The sequence below is a fragment of the Amycolatopsis halotolerans genome (genome assembly GCF_042647905.1).
Lineage (GTDB): Bacteria > Actinomycetota > Actinomycetes > Mycobacteriales > Pseudonocardiaceae > Amycolatopsis > Amycolatopsis halotolerans.
Map to the genome: position 1 here is coordinate 92,200 of NZ_JBHRWI010000081.1, position 18,307 is coordinate 110,506.

Below are 18,307 nucleotides of genomic sequence, written 5' to 3' on the forward strand. Positions count from 1 at the left end.
CGTAAGGCGGGCTCGCGCCGCGCCGGATCCCCAGAAAACGTCGTTAGGGGCGGGAAATCACCAGGCGACGCGCAGCAGCGACGGGCCGCGCACGATCACCCCGTACTCCCATTTCACGCCGTCGCGCCCGTCCGCGAGCCGCAATTCCGGGAACCGCTCCAGAATCGCTTTCAGCGCCTCCTGCAGTTCCAGCCGGGCCAGCTGCGCCCCGATGCAGTGGTGCGGGCCGTGCCCGAACGCGACGTGCGGGTTCGGGCTGCGGGTGAGGTCGATGACGTCCGGGTTCGCGAACACCTCCGGGTCGCGGTTCGCGGCGTGCAGCGCGGGCAGCACCGGATCGCCCGCCCGCACCACGACGTCGCCGATCCGGATGTCCTCGCGGGCATAGCGGGCGAACATCGCCGCGGTGTTGATCGGCACCCACCGCAGCAGTTCCTCCACCGCGGTCGGCAGGATCTCCGGCTGCGCCCGCAGTTGCGCGAGCAGCTCCGGCTGCGTCAGCAGGGTGAAGACGAAGCTCGGCAGGGCCGAGGAAACCGTCTCCACGCCACCGGTGAGCAGGCCCGCGCCGGCGATCGAGATGAGCTCGTTCTCGGAGAGCTTGTCACCCGCGTCGCGGGCGTAGACGAGCGCGCCGAGGAGGTCGTCGGTCGGGTCCTCGCGGCGCTGCGCGACCAGTTGGGCCACGTAGTTGTCCAGCTGATCGCCGTAGACGTCGAGCACGTCGCCCTTCGCCGTGGCGTCGCTGACCAGCGCCTGGGTCCACTCGCGGAAGATCGTGTGGTCTTCCTTCGGCACGCCGAGCAGGTTGCAGATCACCGTGACCGGCAGCGGCCGCGCGAGATCCTCGACAAGGTCGCCGGGCGCGCCGTTCTCGATCATCGCGTCGATCAGCTCGTGCGTCAGCGTGCGGACGCTCTCGCGCATCGCCTCCAGCCGACGCGCGGTGAACGCCTTCATCACCAGGCGGCGCAGGCGGGTGTGGTCCGGCGGGTCCATGCCCATGATGCCGTCGCCCATCTGCTGACGGCGCATCCGCGGCTGGTCGAGCCCCTGGGCCAGCTCGCGGCTGAACCTCGGGTCGGCGCTGACCAGCTTGACGTCGGCGTACTTCGTCGCCAGCCAAGCCTGCTCGCCGAAGGGCAACTGCACCCGGCTCATCGGCTCGTCGCGCTGCAACTGGTGGTAGGTCTCGGAAACGGACGTCTCGTGCATGTCGAACGGATACGCCCGGACAGTCCGGCGAGTGCTCATCGCGGTTCCCCTCCGATCGCGGTCATCGGCTGCTCCAATGCCTGGGTGTCATGGGTGTGCTGGACGTACGAGAGCGCCGACATCAGCGTCGACGAGGTGATCCGGCCGCTCGGCGCGCGTTCGGCGATCCCGCGCAACGGCAGCGAACCGAGCTCGGACCACCCGAGCCGGCCGTCCGCGTCGAGCGTGCTGCGCGCCTGCCCGGCGTTGTCCGGATGCAGGCAGTACGGCACGTCGAGCAGACCGCGTTTGAAGGCGACCACGAGCGCGCGGTCGAGATCGGCGTGGCTGTTGAGGACCGCGTCGACCAGGGCGTAGGCCTCGCGGTAGACCTGGTTGTCTTCGTCCACGATGGTCTTGCTGGCCTTGCTGCCGTTCGCCGAGGCTGCCGCGTGTTCGAGCGCGGTCACGTTCTCGGCGACAGTCGGGATACGGTGGGCTTCGGCGGCGGTCTTGACGATCAGCCGCTCCGAACCGGTGCTCATCGCCAGCTCGGCGGCCTTGCCCAGCAACAACATCGCACCGTCGGGCGTGCGCGGGAAGAGGCCCATGTACGCGTAAATCACCACGTGCCACGTCGCTTCCGGCAGGAACTCGGCGCACAACCGGCGCAGCGCGGCGACGGCCTCGCGGTCCTGCTGCAGGTTCGTCTGCTGCGCGTAGCTCACCGAAATGCTGCGCACACCCTTGCGGTAGAAGAACAACGCTTCCAGCACGCTGATCGCGACCAGCTCGCTCGGCGGACACAGCTGTCCGAGCATGCAGCCGCCGAACGTCTCCAGATGCGGACGGCCGCCCGGATGTTCCGCGTCGACCAGCAGATCGCAGCAATACGCCCAATTCCGCACGGATTCGTCGAGCGGCGTGCGGCTGTAGGGCAGGCAGTAGGAGATCGGGCCGCCTTCGGTGGCGTGCAACCCGGCGGCGATCATCGCGCGGAAGATGTCCACCGGCCGGGCCGAACCGTGCCGGACCTGCACCGGGAAATCCGGGCCTTCGAGACCGTCGAGCATCGCCCGGGTCACCTCGGACGGGTGGTTGACGATCGGGTAGCCGTTGAGCGGAATTCCGTTGCGCAGCGCGTGTTCCGCGGAATCGGTGTCGCGGACGCGGGTGTAGCTGTCGAGCGTGAGCGTGCCGACGGTCGCGGCGTTCGCGAGCTTGGTCGCGACCAGCCCGGCGCGCATCGCGGCCGGACTGTCGAAGCCCATGCGCGGCTGCACGACCAGTTCCCCGGCCGCGTGCCGCTGCGCTACGAACCGCTCGAAGCTCACGCTCCCTCCAACTGGCTGACCCCGCCGGGAAGCGTGGCCGCGAAGTGCCGGAAGGCGGCGGCGTTCTGCTCGTCGAAGACTCCGTCGAACCCGGCGAACAGCAGTTCCGCGGTCTGTTCGTCGGACAGCGGGCCGCCAGTGCCGAGCTTTCCGCCGATGACGATCGGCAACCGGCGCAGCTCGGGGATCGCTCGAAGCCGCTGCACGACCCGGAGCCCGTCTTGGTAGCCGTGTCCGTTGACGCTGCTCAGCACCAGCATCGCCGGACTGCGGCTGACGCATTCGGACTCCAGCAGTTCGTCCGGTACACAGGCGCCGAGGTTTACGACGTCGAAACCGAGTTCGCCCACGAGAAGTTCGAGGTAGACGAGGTTCCAGGTGTGCGAGTCCGACGCCATGCTGCTCACGATCACCGTGCGCCCGCTGGGTTCTTCGACGATGCTGCCGCCGTAAGCGCGGACCTCCTCGCTCATAGCGACACCTCATAGGCCCGCTGATAGTCCAAACGGGACACCGAAATGACTTCGTTGCCGCGCACCACGACTTCGGTCGGCGCGGGGCGGCCGAGAAAGCTGATCAGACTCGCGGTGACGCCGTACGCACCCACGTTCGGCACAGTCAGCAGGTCTCCGGCGGCCAGCTCGGGCAGTTTCGCGGCCTTCGAGAGCGAGTCGCCGGGAGTGCACAGTGGACCGACGAGTTGGCCCGGGTTGTCCCCGATCTGCTCGACCCCGACGGCGGCGGGCAGCAGGCGTCCAATGCCGGAAAGGCCGCCGACCACGTTGATCCCGGCGTCGAGAATGACGAACCGGTGACCGCGGCTCTCTTTCACGTTCACGACGCTGGCCAGCAGCGTCCCGCAGGTCCCGGAGAGATACCGGCCGGATTCGCACGCCAGCTCGACCGCACCGCTGCGCCACTCGGGCAGGTAGAGGTCGAGAAGCTGCTCCAAACCGTTGCGCAGCTTCGGGTAGTCGGTGCGCTCGCCGGGAACCGCGTACGGCGACGAGAACCCGCCGCCGATGTCGAGCAGTTCCAGCGGCAGGCCCACTTCCTGACGCAGCTGCGCGGCCGACTGCAGCACGAACTCGTACTCGCCGAGCAGCGCGTCCTCGTCCTGCGCGTTGCTCATGGTGAAGAAGTGCGCGCCCACGATCTTGGCCCCGGTGACCGCCTTGAACAGCGGCATCAGCTCCGGCAACGTCTCGGCGTCGACGCCGAACTGCGACGGACGGCCCATCATCCGGATCCCGGTCGACGCACTGCCCTGCGTGGTGTTCACCCGCAGCAGGCAACGCGCGACGGTGTCCTGCCGCTCCGCAGCCGCACCGACGTGTTGCAGGTCAGTCAGCGATTCGACGGAGAACAACCGGACTCCCGCGGTGATCGCCGCGTCCAGCTCGCCGTCCGTCTTGCCCGGGCCGGTGTAGAGGATGTCTTCGGGCGCGAACCCGGCGGTGAGCGCGTTGGCCAGTTCGCCGGTCGAGCTGATCTCCGCGCGGCATCCGCCCTCGCGCAGTTCGCGGGCGATCTCCGGATGCGGGTTGGCCTTCAGCGCGTAGTAGACCGCGAACCCCTCGGGCAGCAGGCTGAACAGCTGATCGCGCGACTGGGCGGTCACGTCAAGGTCGTACACGTAAGCCGGCGTGCCGAACCGTGCGGCCAGCTCGTCGTACTTGCTCATTTGCGGGCACCTTCCACCAGCAGGGCGAGTTCCTTCGTCGCGTTCTTGCCGTGCGCGGTGAGCGGGAACTCGTCCACGACGTGGCACAGCGCGGGCACCTTCTGCGGCTCGAGCCGCTGCGCCAGTTCCTTGAGCACCGTGGTCGGCGGCAGGTCGCTTTCCACGCAGATCGCCAGGTCGCGCGTCTCGCTCGGCGGGATCGCGCCCGCCGCCCGCACGCCCGGGATGTCCATCGCGGCGGCCTCGATCTCCAAAGTGGACATCCGGATTCCCTTGCGCTTGAACATGTCGTCGCGGCGACCCTCGAAGTAGAGGTAGCCGTCCTCGTCGAGGCGGCCGTAATCGCCGGTGTGCAGCCGGAGCTCGCCGGTGGCCTCGTCGCGGCGGAACGCTCGCGCGGAGAGCTCCGGAGCCCGCCAATAGCCGGGCATCACGTGCGGTCCGGCGGCCACGATCTCGCCGATTTCGCCAGCGGGCAACGGAGTTCCGTCGGCGGCGAGGATGTGCACGGTCGTGCCGGGCAGTGGAAGGCCCGACGAACCCGGACGTTCAGTGTCTTCCTCGGGCGGCATCACGGTGATCCGCTTGCACTCGGTCTGGCCGAACTGCCGGACCACGCGGACACCGGGGAAAGCGTTGCGGAGCTTCTCGATGGTCGAATCCGGCAGCGCCGCACCGGTGTTGGTGAACAGCCGCACCGGAGCCGGTTCGCCTTGGTCGCGCTCGGCCAGCGTGGCGATCATCGTCGCGAGCGAAGGCACGATCGGCACGACCGTCGCGCCGACCTCGCGCATCCGTTGCAGGAGGCGAAGATCGGACTCGGCGTCGGCGAGCACGATTTCGCTGCGGCCGAGCGTCGAGAGGAGGACCTTGTACAGGCCGTAGTCCCAGGACATCGGGAACCGGCAGAAAACGACGTCGTCCTGGCGGTACCCCAGCACCGCTTGGATCGCTCCCGCCGCGAAGGTGACCTGCCGGTGCGGCCCGATGACACCCTTGGGCGCGGCCGTGCTGCCGGAGGTGTAAACGAGTACCGCGACGTCGTCCAGGTCGACGTCAGTGGGCTCGACGCGCGTCTTCTCGCGGTACGCCTCTTCGACTTCCGTCCACAGTGGAGCGAACTCAGCCGGCTGGACGATCAGCACCGGTTCGGCGTTCTCGACGACGGAGTCGAAGTGGAACTGCTTCATCGCCGGGTTGATCGGGACGAACACCGCGCCCCGCCGCGATGTGCCGTGGAAGAGCGCGACCAGCGCCCGGTCCGTCGGCAACTGCACCACCACGCGATCGCCGCGCCGCACCCCGCGCCTCGCGAGGACCGCCTCCACCGCGTGACTCCAAGCGGCCAGCTCGGCATACGTCCACACCCCCGCCCGGTCGCGCACCGCGGCGGCGTCCGGCGCACTGGCCACCGCCGCGTCGAGCAGGGCATGGACGAGAGAACCGGATTCGTTCACGACTGCCACTCCCGAAAGGATTCGTAGAATCACCGTGCCTGCGCGGGATAGCTCCCCGACGTCCGGAAAGTTATCCGCGCGCAGGCGGTGATCCACACCCCTAACGGCCCCTAGCTGGCAGTCTGCCGGTCCGTGAAGGGCTCCTTCCGGGAATCTGATTCCCCCAAGGAGCCCTTCACGGACCTTAAGCGCAATGCCAGGAACTGAAGATTGTGCTGTGGACGCGCTGCTGACGTGTTTCCGCAGCTCAGCTGGCTCGATCCGGTTGAGCGCACGTCGCTGTGGACCCCGGCCCGGGAACGGAAGCCGGGTTGTGGTCCGTGAGGGGAACCCTGAGGGAATCAGAGTCCCTCAGGGTTCCCCTCACGTACTTCAAGACCCGGCCACCTGGCAGCAAATCGGGCGTTTCGGCGCAGTTGACGTCCTTTGTGGACGGTCAGCGGGCCGAGGTCAACGCGGCCTATAATAAGTTCCTGGCATTGGGCCTTAAGCGGGGACGGGGCTGAGAATCTCCGCGGCGCGCGCGGCGAGCGTCTTCCGGTCGATCTTGCGGTTCGAATTCAGCGGGAACTCCTCGACGTGCTCGTACCGCCGCGGGATCACTCCCTCGGGCAGCACCGCCCGCAACGCCCGCACCAGTTCGATCACCGGCCGCCGCGGCCCGGTGTAGAAGACGAACAGCTCGGTCCCGCCGTCCCCTTGGACGCCGAGCGCCACCGCCTGCACCCCGCACGTCTCCAGCGCGTGCTCCACCTCGGTGAGCTCCACGCGCCAGCCGAGCACCTGCACCTGCGAATCGAGCCGCCCGAGGTACGCCAGATCGTCGCCGCCGAGCCGGCGCACCCGATCGCCGGTGCGGTAGAAGCGCTGCCCGTCGCGGTCGAGGAACCGGCCCTGCTCGTCGGCCGGGTCGAGGTAGCCCGGCGTCAGCTGCGGTCCGGCGATGGCGAGTTCGCCCTCCCCCGCCTCGTTCTCGTCTATGAGCACGTATTCATGGCCTTCGTGCACCGCGCCGATCGGCACCACGCCGTTCACCGCGACGCGCGGGGTTTCCTCGTCGTCCCACCGGTACCCGGCGACGGTGATGGTGAGCTCCGTCGGGCCATAGAGGTTCTCCGTCACGGAATTGCCCGCCGCCGCCCGCCAATCCGCGGTGTCGCGGACGGTCAGCGCTTCCCCGGCGAAGAAGCTCCACCGCAGGCCGGGCATCGCGCCCGGGGCGAGCCGTCCGGTGCGGCGCACCAGATCGATCGCGCTCGGCGTGGAGAACCACACGGTGAGGCCGCGCTCCGCCACGAACGCCGGCACGTTCCGGTACGCCGCTCCCGGCAGGACCACCGCTTCCGCGCCCGCGCCCCAGGCGCAGAAGAGGTCGAACATCGCGCAGTCGAAATTCAGGTCGAACGTCTGGGAGAAGACGTCGTCCGGGGTGAAGTCGTACCGCGCGTCGAGCAGGCCGAAGTAATGCTCGGTGGAGCCGTGGCCGATCCGGACTCCCTTCGGCCGTCCCGTGGAGCCCGAGGTGAACAGCACGTACGCGGAGTCCTCAGGGCGCACGTCCTTGGGCTCGCTGAGGGCTTGGGCCGCTTTCAGTCCTTTCTGGTTGACCTCCGGGGCTAGGAGCGTCTTCACCGACGGAGCGACCGTGAGACCGCGTTCGTCGGCGATGAGCGCGTCCACCTCCGCGGCCTCGACCATCTGCTCGGTCCGGGCCGCCGGGAAGTCCGGCCGCAGCGGGACGACCGTCGCCCCCGCGTACAGCCCGGCCAGAATCCCGGCGTAGGCAGTGACTCCCTTCCCGGCCAGCACCCCTACCGTGCTAGCGCCGGACTCCGTCAGCGCGCCGCCCCACAGCAACGCCCGCTCGTGCAGCTCGCCGTAGGTGAACGTCTCCCCGCCGACGCTGACCGCCGGCCGGGACTCGGAACGGGCCAGCCCGCGCAGAAACCGCGCGTGCAGTCCCGAGGTGGTCGTCGTGTCCATCGTGGTCCTCCGCCTACTGTGTCGATCGCTGCTGACCCGACCACAGTCACCGCCTCAAGGCTTGGCAGCAACGGTTGCGTTCCGGGTCGGGGGTCGGCCTGCTTGTGGCCGGATGAGCAATAGGGGTGCCGGCTCGTCGCCCGGGAGCGGCGGCGCGGGGTAAAGTTCAAAACCGAACCGGGCGGTCGGTTTCCCCGCCTGGTGAAGTGCCCGACCCAGCCACCGGAGTAGCCATGTGGGACAGCTCTTTCGACGAAGCCCTCCGCCCGTACCTCCCGTTCCTGCCCGCTGACGAAGCGCTGACCGCCGAGACCCCGCTCAAGGAGTACGGCCTCGACTCGCTCGCCACGGTGGAACTGCTGGCGGTCCTGGAGGAGAAGTACAACGTCCGGTTCTCCGACGACGCACTGAACCTGGAGACGTTCGAGAACCCCGGACGCCTCTGGGCGACGCTGTCGCAACTGCAGCCGGCTAGCTGACCCGCGAGGGACCCGCGCCGCGCCGCCGCGGCTGCAGCGCGAGCCGCGGGTTCACCGTGGTCACCTCGAACCGGCTGGTGGTGGCGCGGACCCGGCCGAACAGCGTGTCCGGCCCGGCCACCCACAGCTTGCGCACGCCGAGCTGTTCGAGCGACGAGACGACGTCCGGCCAGCGCAGCGGCTCGACGATGCTGTCCAGCAGCATCGTGCGGACCTGCTCGCCGGACCGCAGCACCGAACCGTCCTGGTCAGCGATGATCGGAAGGAGGGGATCATGGAAGTCGAGGCCGCCGAGCACCTCGTCCTCGGCCTTGCGCCGCAACGCGCCGAACGCGCGCGAGTGCAGCGGAGGACGCATCGTGTACAGCGACAGCCCGCCCATGCTCCGCACGGTCTGCTTGAGCCAGTCGAGGTTCCGCTCCCGCACCGAGACCATGTAGAAGTCGTGGTCGATGTAGCAGGAGATGTCGGCCCATTCGCCGCGCCCGTCGAGTTCCGCCAGCGCGTCGCGCAGTTTCTCTTCCGGGGTGCGGACGAACGAGTGCGTGACGACGTCGGTGTGCTCGGTCGCGAAGAACTCGTCGAGGCATTGCGCGAGCTTCGCGGTCATCCACACCGCGTCCGGGAAAGTCAGCGAACCGGCGTACACGCTGGCCGGTTTCTCGCCGAAACTCGGGCCGGTGCAGTAGTCCGGGCTCATCCCGTACTCCTGTTCGGCCCACTCGGCGAGCGCGACGCAGGTGAGCATGAACCCGACCTGGGCGTACTCGGAGTAGTCGCCCTCGGCCTCGCGGAAGCGGTCGACCAGCGAGTAGCCCAGCCGGTCGTCGGCGTCCTTGATGAGCCTGCGCGCGAACGGGTTGATGAGCAGGAACTTGCCGAAGTCGACGAACCGGCACGGGCTCATCCCGGGGAACACGACCGCCGATCCGGCCTGGCTGGCCTCATCCATGACTGGCGACCTCTCTCTCGGCGGGGGAATGGACTTCCTGCAGGAATCCCAGCAGGATTTCGCGGAACCGTTCCGGTTCCTCGAGATGGGGGACGTGGCTCGATTCCGGGAGGATCTCCCAGCGCACGTCGTGGATCCGGTCGTAGTACGGCTGCACGGTGGCCGGGGTGGCCTCGTCGTGCGCGCCGGAGATGAGCAGGGTCGGCACCTCGATGTCGTCGAGGCGGTCGATCACCGAATAGTCCGCGAGCGTGCCGGTGACGGTGAACTCGCTGGGGCCGTTCATCACCGAGTAGACGGTGTTGTTGTCGGCCATCTCCATGAACGAGGCGACATAGTCGGGCGGCCACGGCAGCACGCGGCAGACGTGCCGGTCATAGAAGACGCGCATGAGGTCGAAGTACTCCTGCGTGTCCGTGGTGCCCGCCGTTTCGTGGGCCCGCAGGCCCTCGTCGACGCCGGGCGGGAGCAGCGCGCGCAGCCGGTCCATCTCGCCGCGCCACAGCTCGTACGACGCCGGCGAGTTGGCGATCACCAGCCCGCGCAGGCCGTCCGGACGCTCGGCGGCGTGCCGCGCGACGACCAGGCCGCCCCACGACTGTCCATAGAGGACATAGTTGTCCTCGATGCCGAGCCGGTGCACCAAGTTGTCCAGCTCGTCGCCGAACAGCTCCGGGTTCCAGAACCCAGGTTCGGCGTCCGGCAGCCGGCTCGACCCGCCGCTGCCGAGCTGGTCGTAGTGCACGACCGGGAATCCGTGCCCGGCGAGCTCGGTCAGGCTCAGCAGGTAGTCGTGCGTGCTGCCCGGCCCGCCGTGCACCACGACCACAGCGGGCGCTGCTCCTCCCGGTTGCCCGGTGACCCGGTACCAGGTGCGGTGCTCGCCGAACGGGACCCAGCCTTTCGCGGTGGGCGCCACGGCCATGCTCATCACCTCGTTCGCCTCCCTCGTCCGTCTCCGGCGCAGCGCGGCCGGATCCGATTACCTGTCTATCTGCCGCGGCCCGCGCGCCATAGCCCCTAAGGGGCATCTAAAGCCGAGCCAAATCCTCCTTGCCCGTGCCGGATTCAGGGGTCCCCTACCGGGTGGGCGCGGGACTGGCGCGGCCCTACCGTTTTCCTTGTTCTCCCCTGACTACGAACCTGGAGCTGCCGCGATGCGCGTGATGCTGATGGTCTTCCCGACGAGGACGCACGTTTACAGCATGGCTCCGGTGGGCTGGGCGCTGGCCGCGGCCGGGCACGAGGTGCGCTTCGTCGGGCAGCGCAACCCGCGCGAGGTCGAGCCGTTCACCGAAACCGGGCTGGACGCCATGTGGTTCGGCGACGAACTCGACATCGCCCGCCACCGGCAGCAGCAGGTCGACGGCAACAACGCGATGCACGGCGAATTCCGGCTCTCGGAAAGCCGTCCCGAGCGCTACACCGACGAGTACGTGCGCAACGTGTACGAGCACTGGGTCGACGTGTACCGCTGGACCACGCCGGATCTGCTGCTCGACGAACTCATCCGCTTCGCCCGGCAGTGGCAGCCGGACCTCGTGGTGTGGGACCCGCTGATCTACGCCGCGCCGATCGTCGCGCACGCCATGGGGGTGCCGCACCTGCGGATGATGTACGCCGCCGACCAGACCGCCCGCCTCGGCGCGCAGTACCGCGACCTCAGAGCCAGCCGCCCCGAGGACAGCTCGCCGGACCCGTTCGTGACGTGGATGTCGGCCAAGGTCGCCCGGTTCGGAGCCGACTACGACGAAGCCCTCCGCTACGGCGTGCGGACCATCGACTGTCATCCGTCGTATCTGCGTTACGACGGCGTGGACGTCGACTACCTCCCGGCCCGGTTCGTGCCGCAGAACAAGCCGATGGCGATCCCGTCCTGGGTGCTGGAGCGGCCGGAGCGGCCGCGGGTGATGCTCACCCTCGGCATCTCCAACCGGCAGACGCTCGGCGTCGAGGAGACCTCCGTCGGGGACCTGCTGGACGGGCTCTCCGACCTCGACATCGAAGTGATCGCCACGCTCAACGCGGAACAGCTCGCGTCCGTGCGCGCGATCCCGGACAACGTCCGCGCGGTCGATTTCGTGCCGATGAACGAACTCCTCGCCTCGTGCTCCGCGATCGTGCACCAGGGCGGCGGCGCGACGATCGGCAACGCGGTGGTGAACGGCGTCCCGCAACTGGTCATCCCGGGCACCACGTGGAGCGAACGCGGCTCCGCGGTGGCTCAGGTGAAGCGCGGCAACGGATTGCTGGTGGACCTCGAGGACGTGACGCCCGCGAGCGTCCGCGACGGGGTGTGCCGGCTGCTGGAAGAACCGTCCTTCCGGGAGTGTGCGCTCGAGGTGCGCGACGAGATGCTGGCAACGCCCGCGCTCGACGACCTCGTGCCGGAACTGGAACGGATCGCGCGATGCCCGTGACGCGGCCGCCGACCATGCGCACGATCGGGTTTCTCGTGCTGAGCCTCCCGATCCGGCTCGCCGCGTTCGTGCTGATCCTGGTGACCATGCTGGTCGGCGTCGGGACGACGATGCTGTGGGTCGGCATCCCGATCCTGCTGGTCGCGACCTCGCTGATGCGGTCGTACTGTGCGTTCGAACGACGCTGGGCACACCAGATGCTCGGCGCCGCGATCGCCGAACCGGTCCGCCGCCGTCCGGCGGGCCCCGGCATGCTCACGGTGTGGCAGGCGCGGCTGCTCGACCCCGCCACCTGGCGCGAGTTCGCGTTCGTGCTGATCGCTTTTCCGCTGGGCATCGTGGAATTCGTGGCGGGCGTCGTGTCCACCGCGGTACCTCCTTTCGGAATTTTCGTGGCGCCGCGCATCGGGGCGATGCACGGCGAACTGGCGGCGTCGTTCCTCGGCCCGAACCGCACCGCGCAACTGGAAGCGCGCACGGTGCAGCTGCGGAACTCGCGAGCACGCGGAGTCGACGCAGTGGAGGCCGAACGCCGCCGGATCGAACGCGACCTGCACGACGGCGCACAGCAGCGGCTGGTGTCCGTCGCGATGAGCCTGGGCCGCGCCCAGCTCAAACTCGACCTCGACGACCCGACCGCGGTCCGCGAACTCATCGGGGCCGCGCACGCCGACGCGAAGCTCGCTGTCTCGGAGTTGCGCGACCTGGCGCGCGGGATCTATCCACCGGTGCTCCAGGATCGGGGCCTGGACGCCGCGTTGTCTTCTCTTACCGCAAGAATGCCTATCCCTATTGAGGTCGAGGTTACCGTACAACCCCGGCCGCCCGCACCTGTCGAAACGACGACGTACTTCATCGTGAGCGAAACGCTCACCAACGTGACCAAACATTCCGGCGCCGACCGCGCGTCCGTGCGAGTGACCCGCGACGACGACACCGTCGTCGTGGAAATCACCGACAACGGCCACGGCGGCGCCTCGATGCGCCCCGGCGGCGGCCTGGCCGGATTGGCCGACCGCGCCGCCACGATCGACGGCGTGCTCACCGTCGTAAGCCCCGTCGGCGGCCCCACCGTCGTGCGGGCCGATCTGCCCGTCCGCTGGTGAATCCTGTTGTGGAGGCAAGGAAAATGCGCGTCGTGATCGCGGAAGACTCGGTGCTTTTGCGCGCCGGGGTACAAAGCCTGCTGGCGGACGTCGGCATCGAAACCGCCGCCGCGGTCGACAACGGCGATGATTTGCTGGTGGCCATCCGAGACCACCGCCCAGACCTGGTGATCGCCGACGTCCGCATGCCCCCGACCTTCACCGACGAGGGCCTGCGCGCCGCTTTGGCCGCCCGCAAGGAAATCCCCGGCCTGCCGGTGCTTGTGGTGTCGCAGTATGTCGAAGGAAGTTATGCGGTAGACCTGATCGCTGAAGGCACTTCCGGCGTCGGCTACCTGCTGAAGGAACGGGTCGCCGACGTCGCGGACTTCCTGGAAGCAGTCCGCCGTGTCGCCGGCGGCGGGTCAGCCATCGATCCGGACGTGGTCGCACAGATGCTGTCCCGCAGCCGGGATCCGCTGGAGGCGTTGACGGCGCGGGAGACGGAGGTGCTGGCGCAGATGGCGCAGGGCCTGTCGAACACGGCCATCGCGAAGGCGCTTGTGGTGACTCAGGGAGCGGTGGAGAACCACATCAGCAACATCTTCGCGAAACTCGGCTTGGAGGCCAGCCGGGACCAGAACCGTCGAATCCGTGCTGTGCTTACGTATCTGGACAGTACCGCGGTGCACGCCTGACCCTCAGACCGCCTCATCCCGCGCCGTCCGACGCTGTCCGGACCGCACCATCGCACCTGATTCACCGGATCGATACCGTGCAGATGTTCGACTGGCACCGGTAGCTTGGAGATATGGATCTTGGACCTGTCCCCCTGTCATCCATTGTGGACGACGTCGTTGTTCTCTTGTGGCGCAACACTTCCGCCACCCGACTCCGCTCGCCGCGACCTCTGCTGCCGTTGAGACCGGCACTTCGAGCAACGCGGCGATCTCGAAGACCGGCATTCCGCGCGGCCGCCCGCGCCGCAACTGCCGCACTGCGGAAGGCCCGCATCGCCCTGCGCCGATGCGGGCCCCGCTCCTCCGCTTCATTCGCGGACGAAGTTACCGCGCCCGCCAGCTCGTCGCCGGAACAAACCTTGTCGACGGTTGCCGAAGTGACGGCACGGCAATTTCCTCGCGCCCAGACTCCGCAACCTGACCGATTGCGGCCAATGCCACCAACAGCGCAGCCACTTCCACGTCATCCGGATTCCCACGCACCACACGTACTGCGGGCGCTACCGCCGCAGCATGCTGTTCACCGCGCACACCAGCAGCTTCGAGTCCAGCCGAATCCCCCTGCACCGCAGGAAACTCCACCGTGGCCGCGCCTGGACACGCCGCTGTCGCAGCACCCTGCCCACCATGCTCCCCATCAGATTCGCCATCAGCCAAATCCCGCAGCACAGAGGGCTCCACACCGGCCGCACCTACAGACGCGGCAATCTCATCCCGCCGTTGACGGTGCATCCCCACGGGATCCCGGCGAGCAAACTCCACACTCCCCGCAGGGCCCGCCGCCGAACCGCCCGGATCTTCGGGAGATTCCGCAGGTGAGGCAAGCGAATGCACCCTGGCCGCACCTGCAGGTGCGGCCAGCACGCTTCCCCGCTCGCCAGACTGCCCGGGAGCAGCGGACAACTCCGTCCCGCCCGGCTCACCGCCCGAGGCAAGAACCTCCGCGTCCAGCCCCGGATCCACCGCCCCAGCCGACCCCACCACATCCCCCGTTCCTCGCCGCGCAGCCCGGACCGCCATCACATCGGCGGGTTCCCGTGCTTGCGCGCCGGAACGTCGGCGTGCTTGGCCCGCAACATCGCCAGCGACCGGATCAGCATCTCGCGCGTCCGGCCGGGCTCGATCACGTCGTCGACCAGCCCTCGTTCGGCCGCGTAGTAGGGATGCATCAGCTCGGTCTTGTACTCCTTGATCTTCTGCCGCCGGACCGCCTCCGGGTCGTCGGCAGCGTTGATCTCGCGCCGGAAGATCACGTTCGCCGCACCCTCGGCGCCCATCACCGCGATCTCGTTCGTCGGCCACGCCAGCGAAACGTCCGCGCCGATCGAGCGCGAGTCCATCACGATGTACGCGCCGCCGTAGGCCTTTCGCAGGATCATCTGCACCCGCGGCACCGTCGCGTTGCAGTAGGAGTACAGCAGCTTCGCGCCGTGCCGGATGATGCCGCCGTGTTCCTGGTCCACCCCGGGCAGGAAGCCCGGCACGTCGACCAGCGTCACCAGCGGAATATTGAACGCGTCGCACGTCTGCACGAACCGCGCGGCCTTCTCGCTCGCCTCGATGTCGAGCACCCCGGCGAGCGTCGCCGGCTGGTTCGCCACGATCCCGACCACCTGTCCGTCCAGCCGCGCCAGAGCACACACGACGTTCGTCGCCCAACCGGCATGCACCTGGAGGAACTCGCCGTCATCGACGATCTCCTCGATCACGGCACACATGTCATACGCGCGCGCCGAGTCCGTCGGCACCACCTCAAGCAGCTTGTCCGTACGACGGTCCGCCGGATCGGCCGTCGGCTCCACCGGCGGCACCTCGTTGTTGTTGGAGGGCAACAACGAAATCAGGTACCGCACGTCCTCAAGACAGCTGGGCTCGTCGTCGTAGACAAACGCGGCGACACCCGACGTCGAAGCGTGCACATCCGCGCCGCCAAGGCCGTTCTGGGTGATCTCCTCGCCGGTCACCGCGTGCACCACATCCGGGCCGGTGATGAACATCTGCGAGGTTTCGCGCACCATGAACACGAAATCCGTCAACGCGGGCGAGTACGCGGCACCGCCAGCACACGGCCCGAGCATCACCGAGATCTGCGGGATGACCCCCGAAGACCGGGTGTTGCGCTGGAAGATCCCGCCATACCCGGCGAGCGCCGTCACGCCCTCCTGAATCCGCGCACCGGCACCGTCATTGAGCGACACCAGCGGCGCACCGGCCGCCGCGGCGAGGTCCATCACCTTGTGGATCTTCTGCGCGTGCGCCTCGCCAAGCGCGCCGCCGAAAATGCGGAAGTCGTGGGCGTACACGAAAACCGTGCGCCCATAGACCGTTCCCCAGCCGCACACCACACCGTCCGAATACGGCTTCCGGTGTTCAAGGCCGAACGCTGTCGCGCGGTGGCGGCGCAAGGACTCGATCTCGGTGAACGAGCCCGGGTCGAGGAGAAGCTCGATGCGCTCGTGCGCGGTCAGCTTGCCGCGGTCATGCTGCCGGGCGGTCGCGGCGTCGTCGGGACCGCGTCGCGCGGCCTCCTTGATCTCCCGCAGTTCCTCGAGCCTGCTGTCGAATCCGACCGCCAGTGCCTCAGACATGTGCACGCCCCTTGTCGACAAGCCGATCGGTCAGGTACCGGAGAATCACGTCCTGGTGGCGGGTCAGGAAGAAATGCCCGCCGGCGAGCGGGACCAGCTCGAAGCCCGCCGCGGTGTGGTCGCCCCACGACCGGACCTCGTCGACCGAGGCGACCGGGTCGTCGGTGCCGGTGAACGCGACCACCGGGGCCGTCAGCGGCGCACCCGGCTGGTACCGGTAGGTCTCCACGGCGCGATAGTCGTTGCGCACCACCGGAAGGATCATCCGCACGACGTCGTCATCGCCGAGCAGGTCCATTTCGGTGCCGCTCAACCGGCGCAGTTCGTCGATCACGCCGTCGTCGGTGCGGGTGTGCACGTTCTCGTCGCGGTGCCGCGACGGCGCCCGGCGGCCGGACACGAAGAGCGTGTCCACCGCGGTGCCCGCGGCCTCCAGCCGGCGCGTCACCTCGAAGGCGATCATCGCGCCCATGCTGTGGCCGAACAGCGCGAGCGGAAGGTCGTCGCGCCCGCGCAGCAGCTCGGCGATCCGGTCGGCCAGCGCGTCGATCGTGGTCAGGAACGGCTCGTGCCGCCGGTCCTGGCGGCCCGGGTACTGCACCGCCAGCACCTCGATGTCCGGCGTCAGCGCCCGCGAAACCGGGAAGTAGAACGGAGCCGAACCTCCGGCGTGCGGCAGGCACACCAGCCTTGCCTTCGCCTCGGGCGACGTGTGGAAGCGGCGAAACCAGCTGTCCTCGTCGGAATTCGCGCTACCCGTCATGTCGTCCCACCGCCTTTCCGACGTCTGCGCCGGGACGACCCGGCCACGGATCCTTCTTCGCCGACCCACGGTAACCGCGCCCACCGCGCGCAACGACCCCTAACTCCCCCTAGATCCACAATGGACAGTCGAGGCCGCCCCCCTAGACCGAAGGATTCTTTTCGCATGCAGCCAACGTTCGTCCTCGTCCCCGGCTCCCACGCCGCCGGACGCTGCTTCACCGCGCTCCAACGCGAACTAGCCCTGCGCGGCCACCGCAGCCTCGCGGCCTTCGCCGACGAACCGTCGCCGACGGCTGGCATCACGCACGCCGACAACGTCGCTCACGTCACCGAAACCGTCCGCCGCGTACGCAAACACGGTCCCGTCATCCTGGTCGGCCACAGCCGCGGCGGGTTCGTCGTCACGAGCGTCGCCAACGCCGTCCCAGACCTGCTGGCCCGAACCGTCTACGTCTCCGCCTGGTGCTGCGTAACCGGCACGGCCGCCGACTACCTAGCCACCCCAGCGTTCAGAGCACCCGACACTGGCGCAGAAATCGTCGCCTCCCGGTCAGCCCTCGACCCCGACGAATCCCGAGACGCCGGTGCCGACGTCGTAGACCCAGCGGCCTGGGGCGGAATCCCGCACAGCTACGTCCGCCTCACCGCGGACGCCAGCATGCCCCTCGCGTTGCAAGACCACTTCATCGAAGAAGCCGACGCCCTCACCCCGGGCAACCCCTTCGACGTGCACTCCCTGCCCGTCGGCCACATCGACTCACTGCTCCAGCCGACGGACCTAGCCGAGATCCTCGCCGGAACCGCCGACTACCGCGAAGGAGCCCGATAAGCACCGAACTGCATCTGCCGGGCAAGGCGGAACCCCAACTTCTCGTACAACCGGATCGCGCCGGTGTTCGTCTCGGCAGCGTGGAGAAACGGCCGCTCCCCGCGCTCCCAGATCCCCGCGGCCACCGCCAGCACCAGCCGGGCCGCCAACCCCTGGCCCTGGAACGCCGGGTCGGTGCACACCGCACTGATCTCCGTCCACCCCGGCGGATGCATCCGCTCGCCCGCCATCGCCACCAGGACGCCGTCACGGCGAATGCCCAAGTAGGCGCCCAACGTGATCGTCCGCGGCAGGAACGGGCCGGGTTTCGTCCGGGCAACCAGCTCGAGCATCTCCGGCACGTCCGCCTCGGTCAGCGGCACCGCTTCCGCGTCGGCGACCGCCGGGGCGGCCGAACCGTCCATCTGGACCCCGGTGAGCTCGGCCTCCACCGTCCAGTCCGCGGGCGGCGGCGTCCCGACCGCGCCGACCACGAGCGTCGACGCGCCAGGACCGATGAGGTCGGCGATGTCGTGCCACACGCGCTCGTCCGGATGGTCCGGGACGGCGAGGAACGGAGAGACGTCCACCGGATACCGCAGCACCTGCCCCTTCTGCTCCGCGAACGACGCGTGCGGGCCGCTCAACGCGGCCCAAGCGGGGTTTTCGAGCGGGGACGTGCTCATTCTCGCCTGCCATTCCGATCCGGGGTGCCCGATCAAGAATGCGTGCGCCGAACCGCACCCGGCCACTGCCTCCCACATGCTGAGCAGCCGAGGACCGGAGCTGTCCGCAATCCGCCATAACGTCGCCGCCAT

The 18,307-nt window shown here is 68.7% G+C and carries 17 protein-coding genes; 5 read left to right on the forward strand and 12 right to left on the reverse strand.

Annotated elements, in window-relative coordinates; translation table 11 throughout:
• Positions 1 to 57 precede the first annotated feature (57 nt).
• The 6 genes from ACFORO_RS46175 to ACFORO_RS46200 all read right to left on the reverse strand — a co-directional run bounded on the left by ACFORO_RS46175 (position 58) and on the right by ACFORO_RS46200 (position 7,652).
• Positions 58 to 1,254 carry a cytochrome P450 gene (locus ACFORO_RS46175; protein WP_354735154.1) on the reverse strand — a complete coding sequence of 399 codons (1,197 nt, stop codon included), beginning with the start codon at positions 1,252 to 1,254 and terminating at the stop codon, positions 58 to 60.
• Complete coding sequence (locus ACFORO_RS46180; RefSeq protein ID WP_377875616.1) at positions 1,251 to 2,528, reverse strand: methylaspartate mutase; 1,278 nt, start codon at positions 2,526 to 2,528, stop codon at positions 1,251 to 1,253. Before ACFORO_RS46180 ends, ACFORO_RS46175 begins: the two co-directional genes overlap by 4 nt.
• Positions 2,525 to 3,001 carry a cobalamin B12-binding domain-containing protein gene (locus tag ACFORO_RS46185; protein ID WP_377875618.1) on the reverse strand — a complete coding sequence of 159 codons (477 nt, stop codon included), beginning with the start codon at positions 2,999 to 3,001 and terminating at the stop codon, positions 2,525 to 2,527. The genes ACFORO_RS46180 and ACFORO_RS46185 overlap by 4 nt, the downstream gene beginning before the upstream one ends.
• Positions 2,998 to 4,212 carry a type III PLP-dependent enzyme gene (locus ACFORO_RS46190; protein WP_377875620.1) on the reverse strand — a complete coding sequence of 405 codons (1,215 nt, stop codon included), beginning with the start codon at positions 4,210 to 4,212 and terminating at the stop codon, positions 2,998 to 3,000. The genes ACFORO_RS46185 and ACFORO_RS46190 overlap by 4 nt, the downstream gene beginning before the upstream one ends.
• Entirely contained in the window at positions 4,209 to 5,678 is a 1,470-nt protein-coding gene (locus tag ACFORO_RS46195; RefSeq protein ID WP_377875622.1) for an AMP-binding protein, read from the reverse strand. Before ACFORO_RS46195 ends, ACFORO_RS46190 begins: the two co-directional genes overlap by 4 nt.
• Before the next feature lie 477 nt (positions 5,679 to 6,155).
• Positions 6,156 to 7,652: an AMP-binding protein gene (locus ACFORO_RS46200; RefSeq protein ID WP_377875624.1), complete on the reverse strand. Its 1,497-nt coding sequence runs from the start codon at positions 7,650 to 7,652 to the stop codon at positions 6,156 to 6,158.
• A gap of 233 nt (positions 7,653 to 7,885) precedes the next feature.
• Here ACFORO_RS46200 and ACFORO_RS46205 point away from each other — a divergent pair, with 233 nt between their 5' ends.
• Positions 7,886 to 8,131, forward strand: coding sequence for a phosphopantetheine-binding protein (locus ACFORO_RS46205; RefSeq protein ID WP_101438236.1), 246 nt, complete (start codon positions 7,886 to 7,888; stop codon positions 8,129 to 8,131).
• On the opposite strand, the gene ACFORO_RS46210 is transcribed toward ACFORO_RS46205, so the two are convergent.
• Both ACFORO_RS46210 and ACFORO_RS46215 read right to left on the reverse strand, forming a co-directional pair.
• Positions 8,124 to 9,083 carry an ACP S-malonyltransferase gene (locus ACFORO_RS46210; RefSeq protein ID WP_377875627.1) on the reverse strand — a complete coding sequence of 320 codons (960 nt, stop codon included), beginning with the start codon at positions 9,081 to 9,083 and terminating at the stop codon, positions 8,124 to 8,126. The two genes, ACFORO_RS46205 and ACFORO_RS46210, sit on opposite strands and share 8 nt — an antisense overlap.
• Complete coding sequence (locus ACFORO_RS46215; protein ID WP_377875629.1) at positions 9,076 to 10,008, reverse strand: proline iminopeptidase-family hydrolase; 933 nt, start codon at positions 10,006 to 10,008, stop codon at positions 9,076 to 9,078. Before ACFORO_RS46215 ends, ACFORO_RS46210 begins: the two co-directional genes overlap by 8 nt.
• Before the next feature lie 232 nt (positions 10,009 to 10,240).
• Between ACFORO_RS46215 and ACFORO_RS46220 the strand changes: the two genes are divergently transcribed.
• From ACFORO_RS46220 to ACFORO_RS46230, 3 genes are read left to right on the forward strand one after another with little or no spacing between them, the layout of a single operon-like run.
• Complete coding sequence (locus tag ACFORO_RS46220; RefSeq protein WP_354735161.1) at positions 10,241 to 11,503, forward strand: nucleotide disphospho-sugar-binding domain-containing protein; 1,263 nt, start codon at positions 10,241 to 10,243, stop codon at positions 11,501 to 11,503.
• A complete protein-coding gene (locus ACFORO_RS46225; RefSeq protein WP_354735162.1) occupies positions 11,494 to 12,609 on the forward strand; it encodes a sensor histidine kinase in 1,116 nt (371 codons plus the stop codon). The genes ACFORO_RS46220 and ACFORO_RS46225 overlap by 10 nt, the downstream gene beginning before the upstream one ends.
• A 23-nt stretch (positions 12,610 to 12,632) precedes the next feature.
• Positions 12,633 to 13,286 carry a response regulator transcription factor gene (locus ACFORO_RS46230; protein WP_067580506.1) on the forward strand — a complete coding sequence of 218 codons (654 nt, stop codon included), beginning with the start codon at positions 12,633 to 12,635 and terminating at the stop codon, positions 13,284 to 13,286.
• Between the two features lie 366 nt (positions 13,287 to 13,652).
• Here ACFORO_RS46230 and ACFORO_RS46235 read toward each other — a convergent pair whose 3' ends face one another.
• The 3 genes from ACFORO_RS46235 to ACFORO_RS46245 are packed head-to-tail and all read right to left on the reverse strand — an operon-like array spanning position 13,653 to position 16,679.
• Complete coding sequence (locus tag ACFORO_RS46235; protein WP_377875632.1) at positions 13,653 to 14,348, reverse strand: acyl-CoA carboxylase epsilon subunit; 696 nt, start codon at positions 14,346 to 14,348, stop codon at positions 13,653 to 13,655.
• A complete protein-coding gene (locus ACFORO_RS46240; RefSeq protein WP_377875634.1) occupies positions 14,348 to 15,916 on the reverse strand; it encodes an acyl-CoA carboxylase subunit beta in 1,569 nt (522 codons plus the stop codon). The genes ACFORO_RS46235 and ACFORO_RS46240 overlap by 1 nt, the downstream gene beginning before the upstream one ends.
• Positions 15,909 to 16,679, reverse strand: coding sequence for a thioesterase II family protein (locus ACFORO_RS46245; RefSeq protein WP_377875636.1), 771 nt, complete (start codon positions 16,677 to 16,679; stop codon positions 15,909 to 15,911). Before ACFORO_RS46245 ends, ACFORO_RS46240 begins: the two co-directional genes overlap by 8 nt.
• Positions 16,680 to 16,844: 165 nt before the next feature.
• On the opposite strand from ACFORO_RS46245, the gene ACFORO_RS46250 reads away from it, so the two are divergent.
• Complete coding sequence (locus ACFORO_RS46250) at positions 16,845 to 17,510, forward strand: alpha/beta hydrolase (protein ID WP_377875638.1); 666 nt, start codon at positions 16,845 to 16,847, stop codon at positions 17,508 to 17,510.
• Here the strand turns inward: ACFORO_RS46250 and ACFORO_RS46255 are convergent.
• The gene (locus tag ACFORO_RS46255) at positions 17,489 to 18,175 is read right to left on the reverse strand and encodes a GNAT family N-acetyltransferase (protein ID WP_377875640.1); all 687 of its coding nucleotides are present in this window, start codon (positions 18,173 to 18,175) and stop codon (positions 17,489 to 17,491) included. The genes ACFORO_RS46250 and ACFORO_RS46255 overlap by 22 nt on opposite strands.
• Positions 18,176 to 18,307: the final 132 nt, after the last annotated feature.

Bases quoted from the DNA above. Each gene is read 5' to 3' on its own strand.
- ACFORO_RS46175 (WP_354735154.1), bottom strand. From the start codon at position 1,254: ATGAGCACTCGCCGGACTGTCCGGGCGTATCCGTTCGACATGCACGAG.
- ACFORO_RS46185 (WP_377875618.1), bottom strand. From the start codon at position 3,001: ATGAGCGAGGAGGTCCGCGCTTACGGCGGCAGCATCGTCGAAGAACCC.
- ACFORO_RS46190 (WP_377875620.1), bottom strand. From the start codon at position 4,212: ATGAGCAAGTACGACGAGCTGGCCGCACGGTTCGGCACGCCGGCTTAC.
- ACFORO_RS46200 (WP_377875624.1), bottom strand. From the start codon at position 7,652: ATGGACACGACGACCACCTCGGGACTGCACGCGCGGTTTCTGCGCGGG.
- ACFORO_RS46205 (WP_101438236.1), top strand. From the start codon at position 7,886: ATGTGGGACAGCTCTTTCGACGAAGCCCTCCGCCCGTACCTCCCGTTC.
- ACFORO_RS46210 (WP_377875627.1), bottom strand. From the start codon at position 9,083: ATGGATGAGGCCAGCCAGGCCGGATCGGCGGTCGTGTTCCCCGGGATG.
- ACFORO_RS46215 (WP_377875629.1), bottom strand. From the start codon at position 10,008: ATGGCCGTGGCGCCCACCGCGAAAGGCTGGGTCCCGTTCGGCGAGCAC.
- ACFORO_RS46220 (WP_354735161.1), top strand. From the start codon at position 10,241: ATGCGCGTGATGCTGATGGTCTTCCCGACGAGGACGCACGTTTACAGC.
- ACFORO_RS46225 (WP_354735162.1), top strand. From the start codon at position 11,494: ATGCCCGTGACGCGGCCGCCGACCATGCGCACGATCGGGTTTCTCGTG.
- ACFORO_RS46230 (WP_067580506.1), top strand. From the start codon at position 12,633: ATGCGCGTCGTGATCGCGGAAGACTCGGTGCTTTTGCGCGCCGGGGTA.
- ACFORO_RS46235 (WP_377875632.1), bottom strand. From the start codon at position 14,348: ATGGCGGTCCGGGCTGCGCGGCGAGGAACGGGGGATGTGGTGGGGTCG.
- ACFORO_RS46240 (WP_377875634.1), bottom strand. From the start codon at position 15,916: ATGTCTGAGGCACTGGCGGTCGGATTCGACAGCAGGCTCGAGGAACTG.
- ACFORO_RS46245 (WP_377875636.1), bottom strand. From the start codon at position 16,679: ATGACGGGTAGCGCGAATTCCGACGAGGACAGCTGGTTTCGCCGCTTC.
- ACFORO_RS46250 (WP_377875638.1), top strand. From the start codon at position 16,845: ATGCAGCCAACGTTCGTCCTCGTCCCCGGCTCCCACGCCGCCGGACGC.
- ACFORO_RS46255 (WP_377875640.1), bottom strand. From the start codon at position 18,175: ATGAGCACGTCCCCGCTCGAAAACCCCGCTTGGGCCGCGTTGAGCGGC.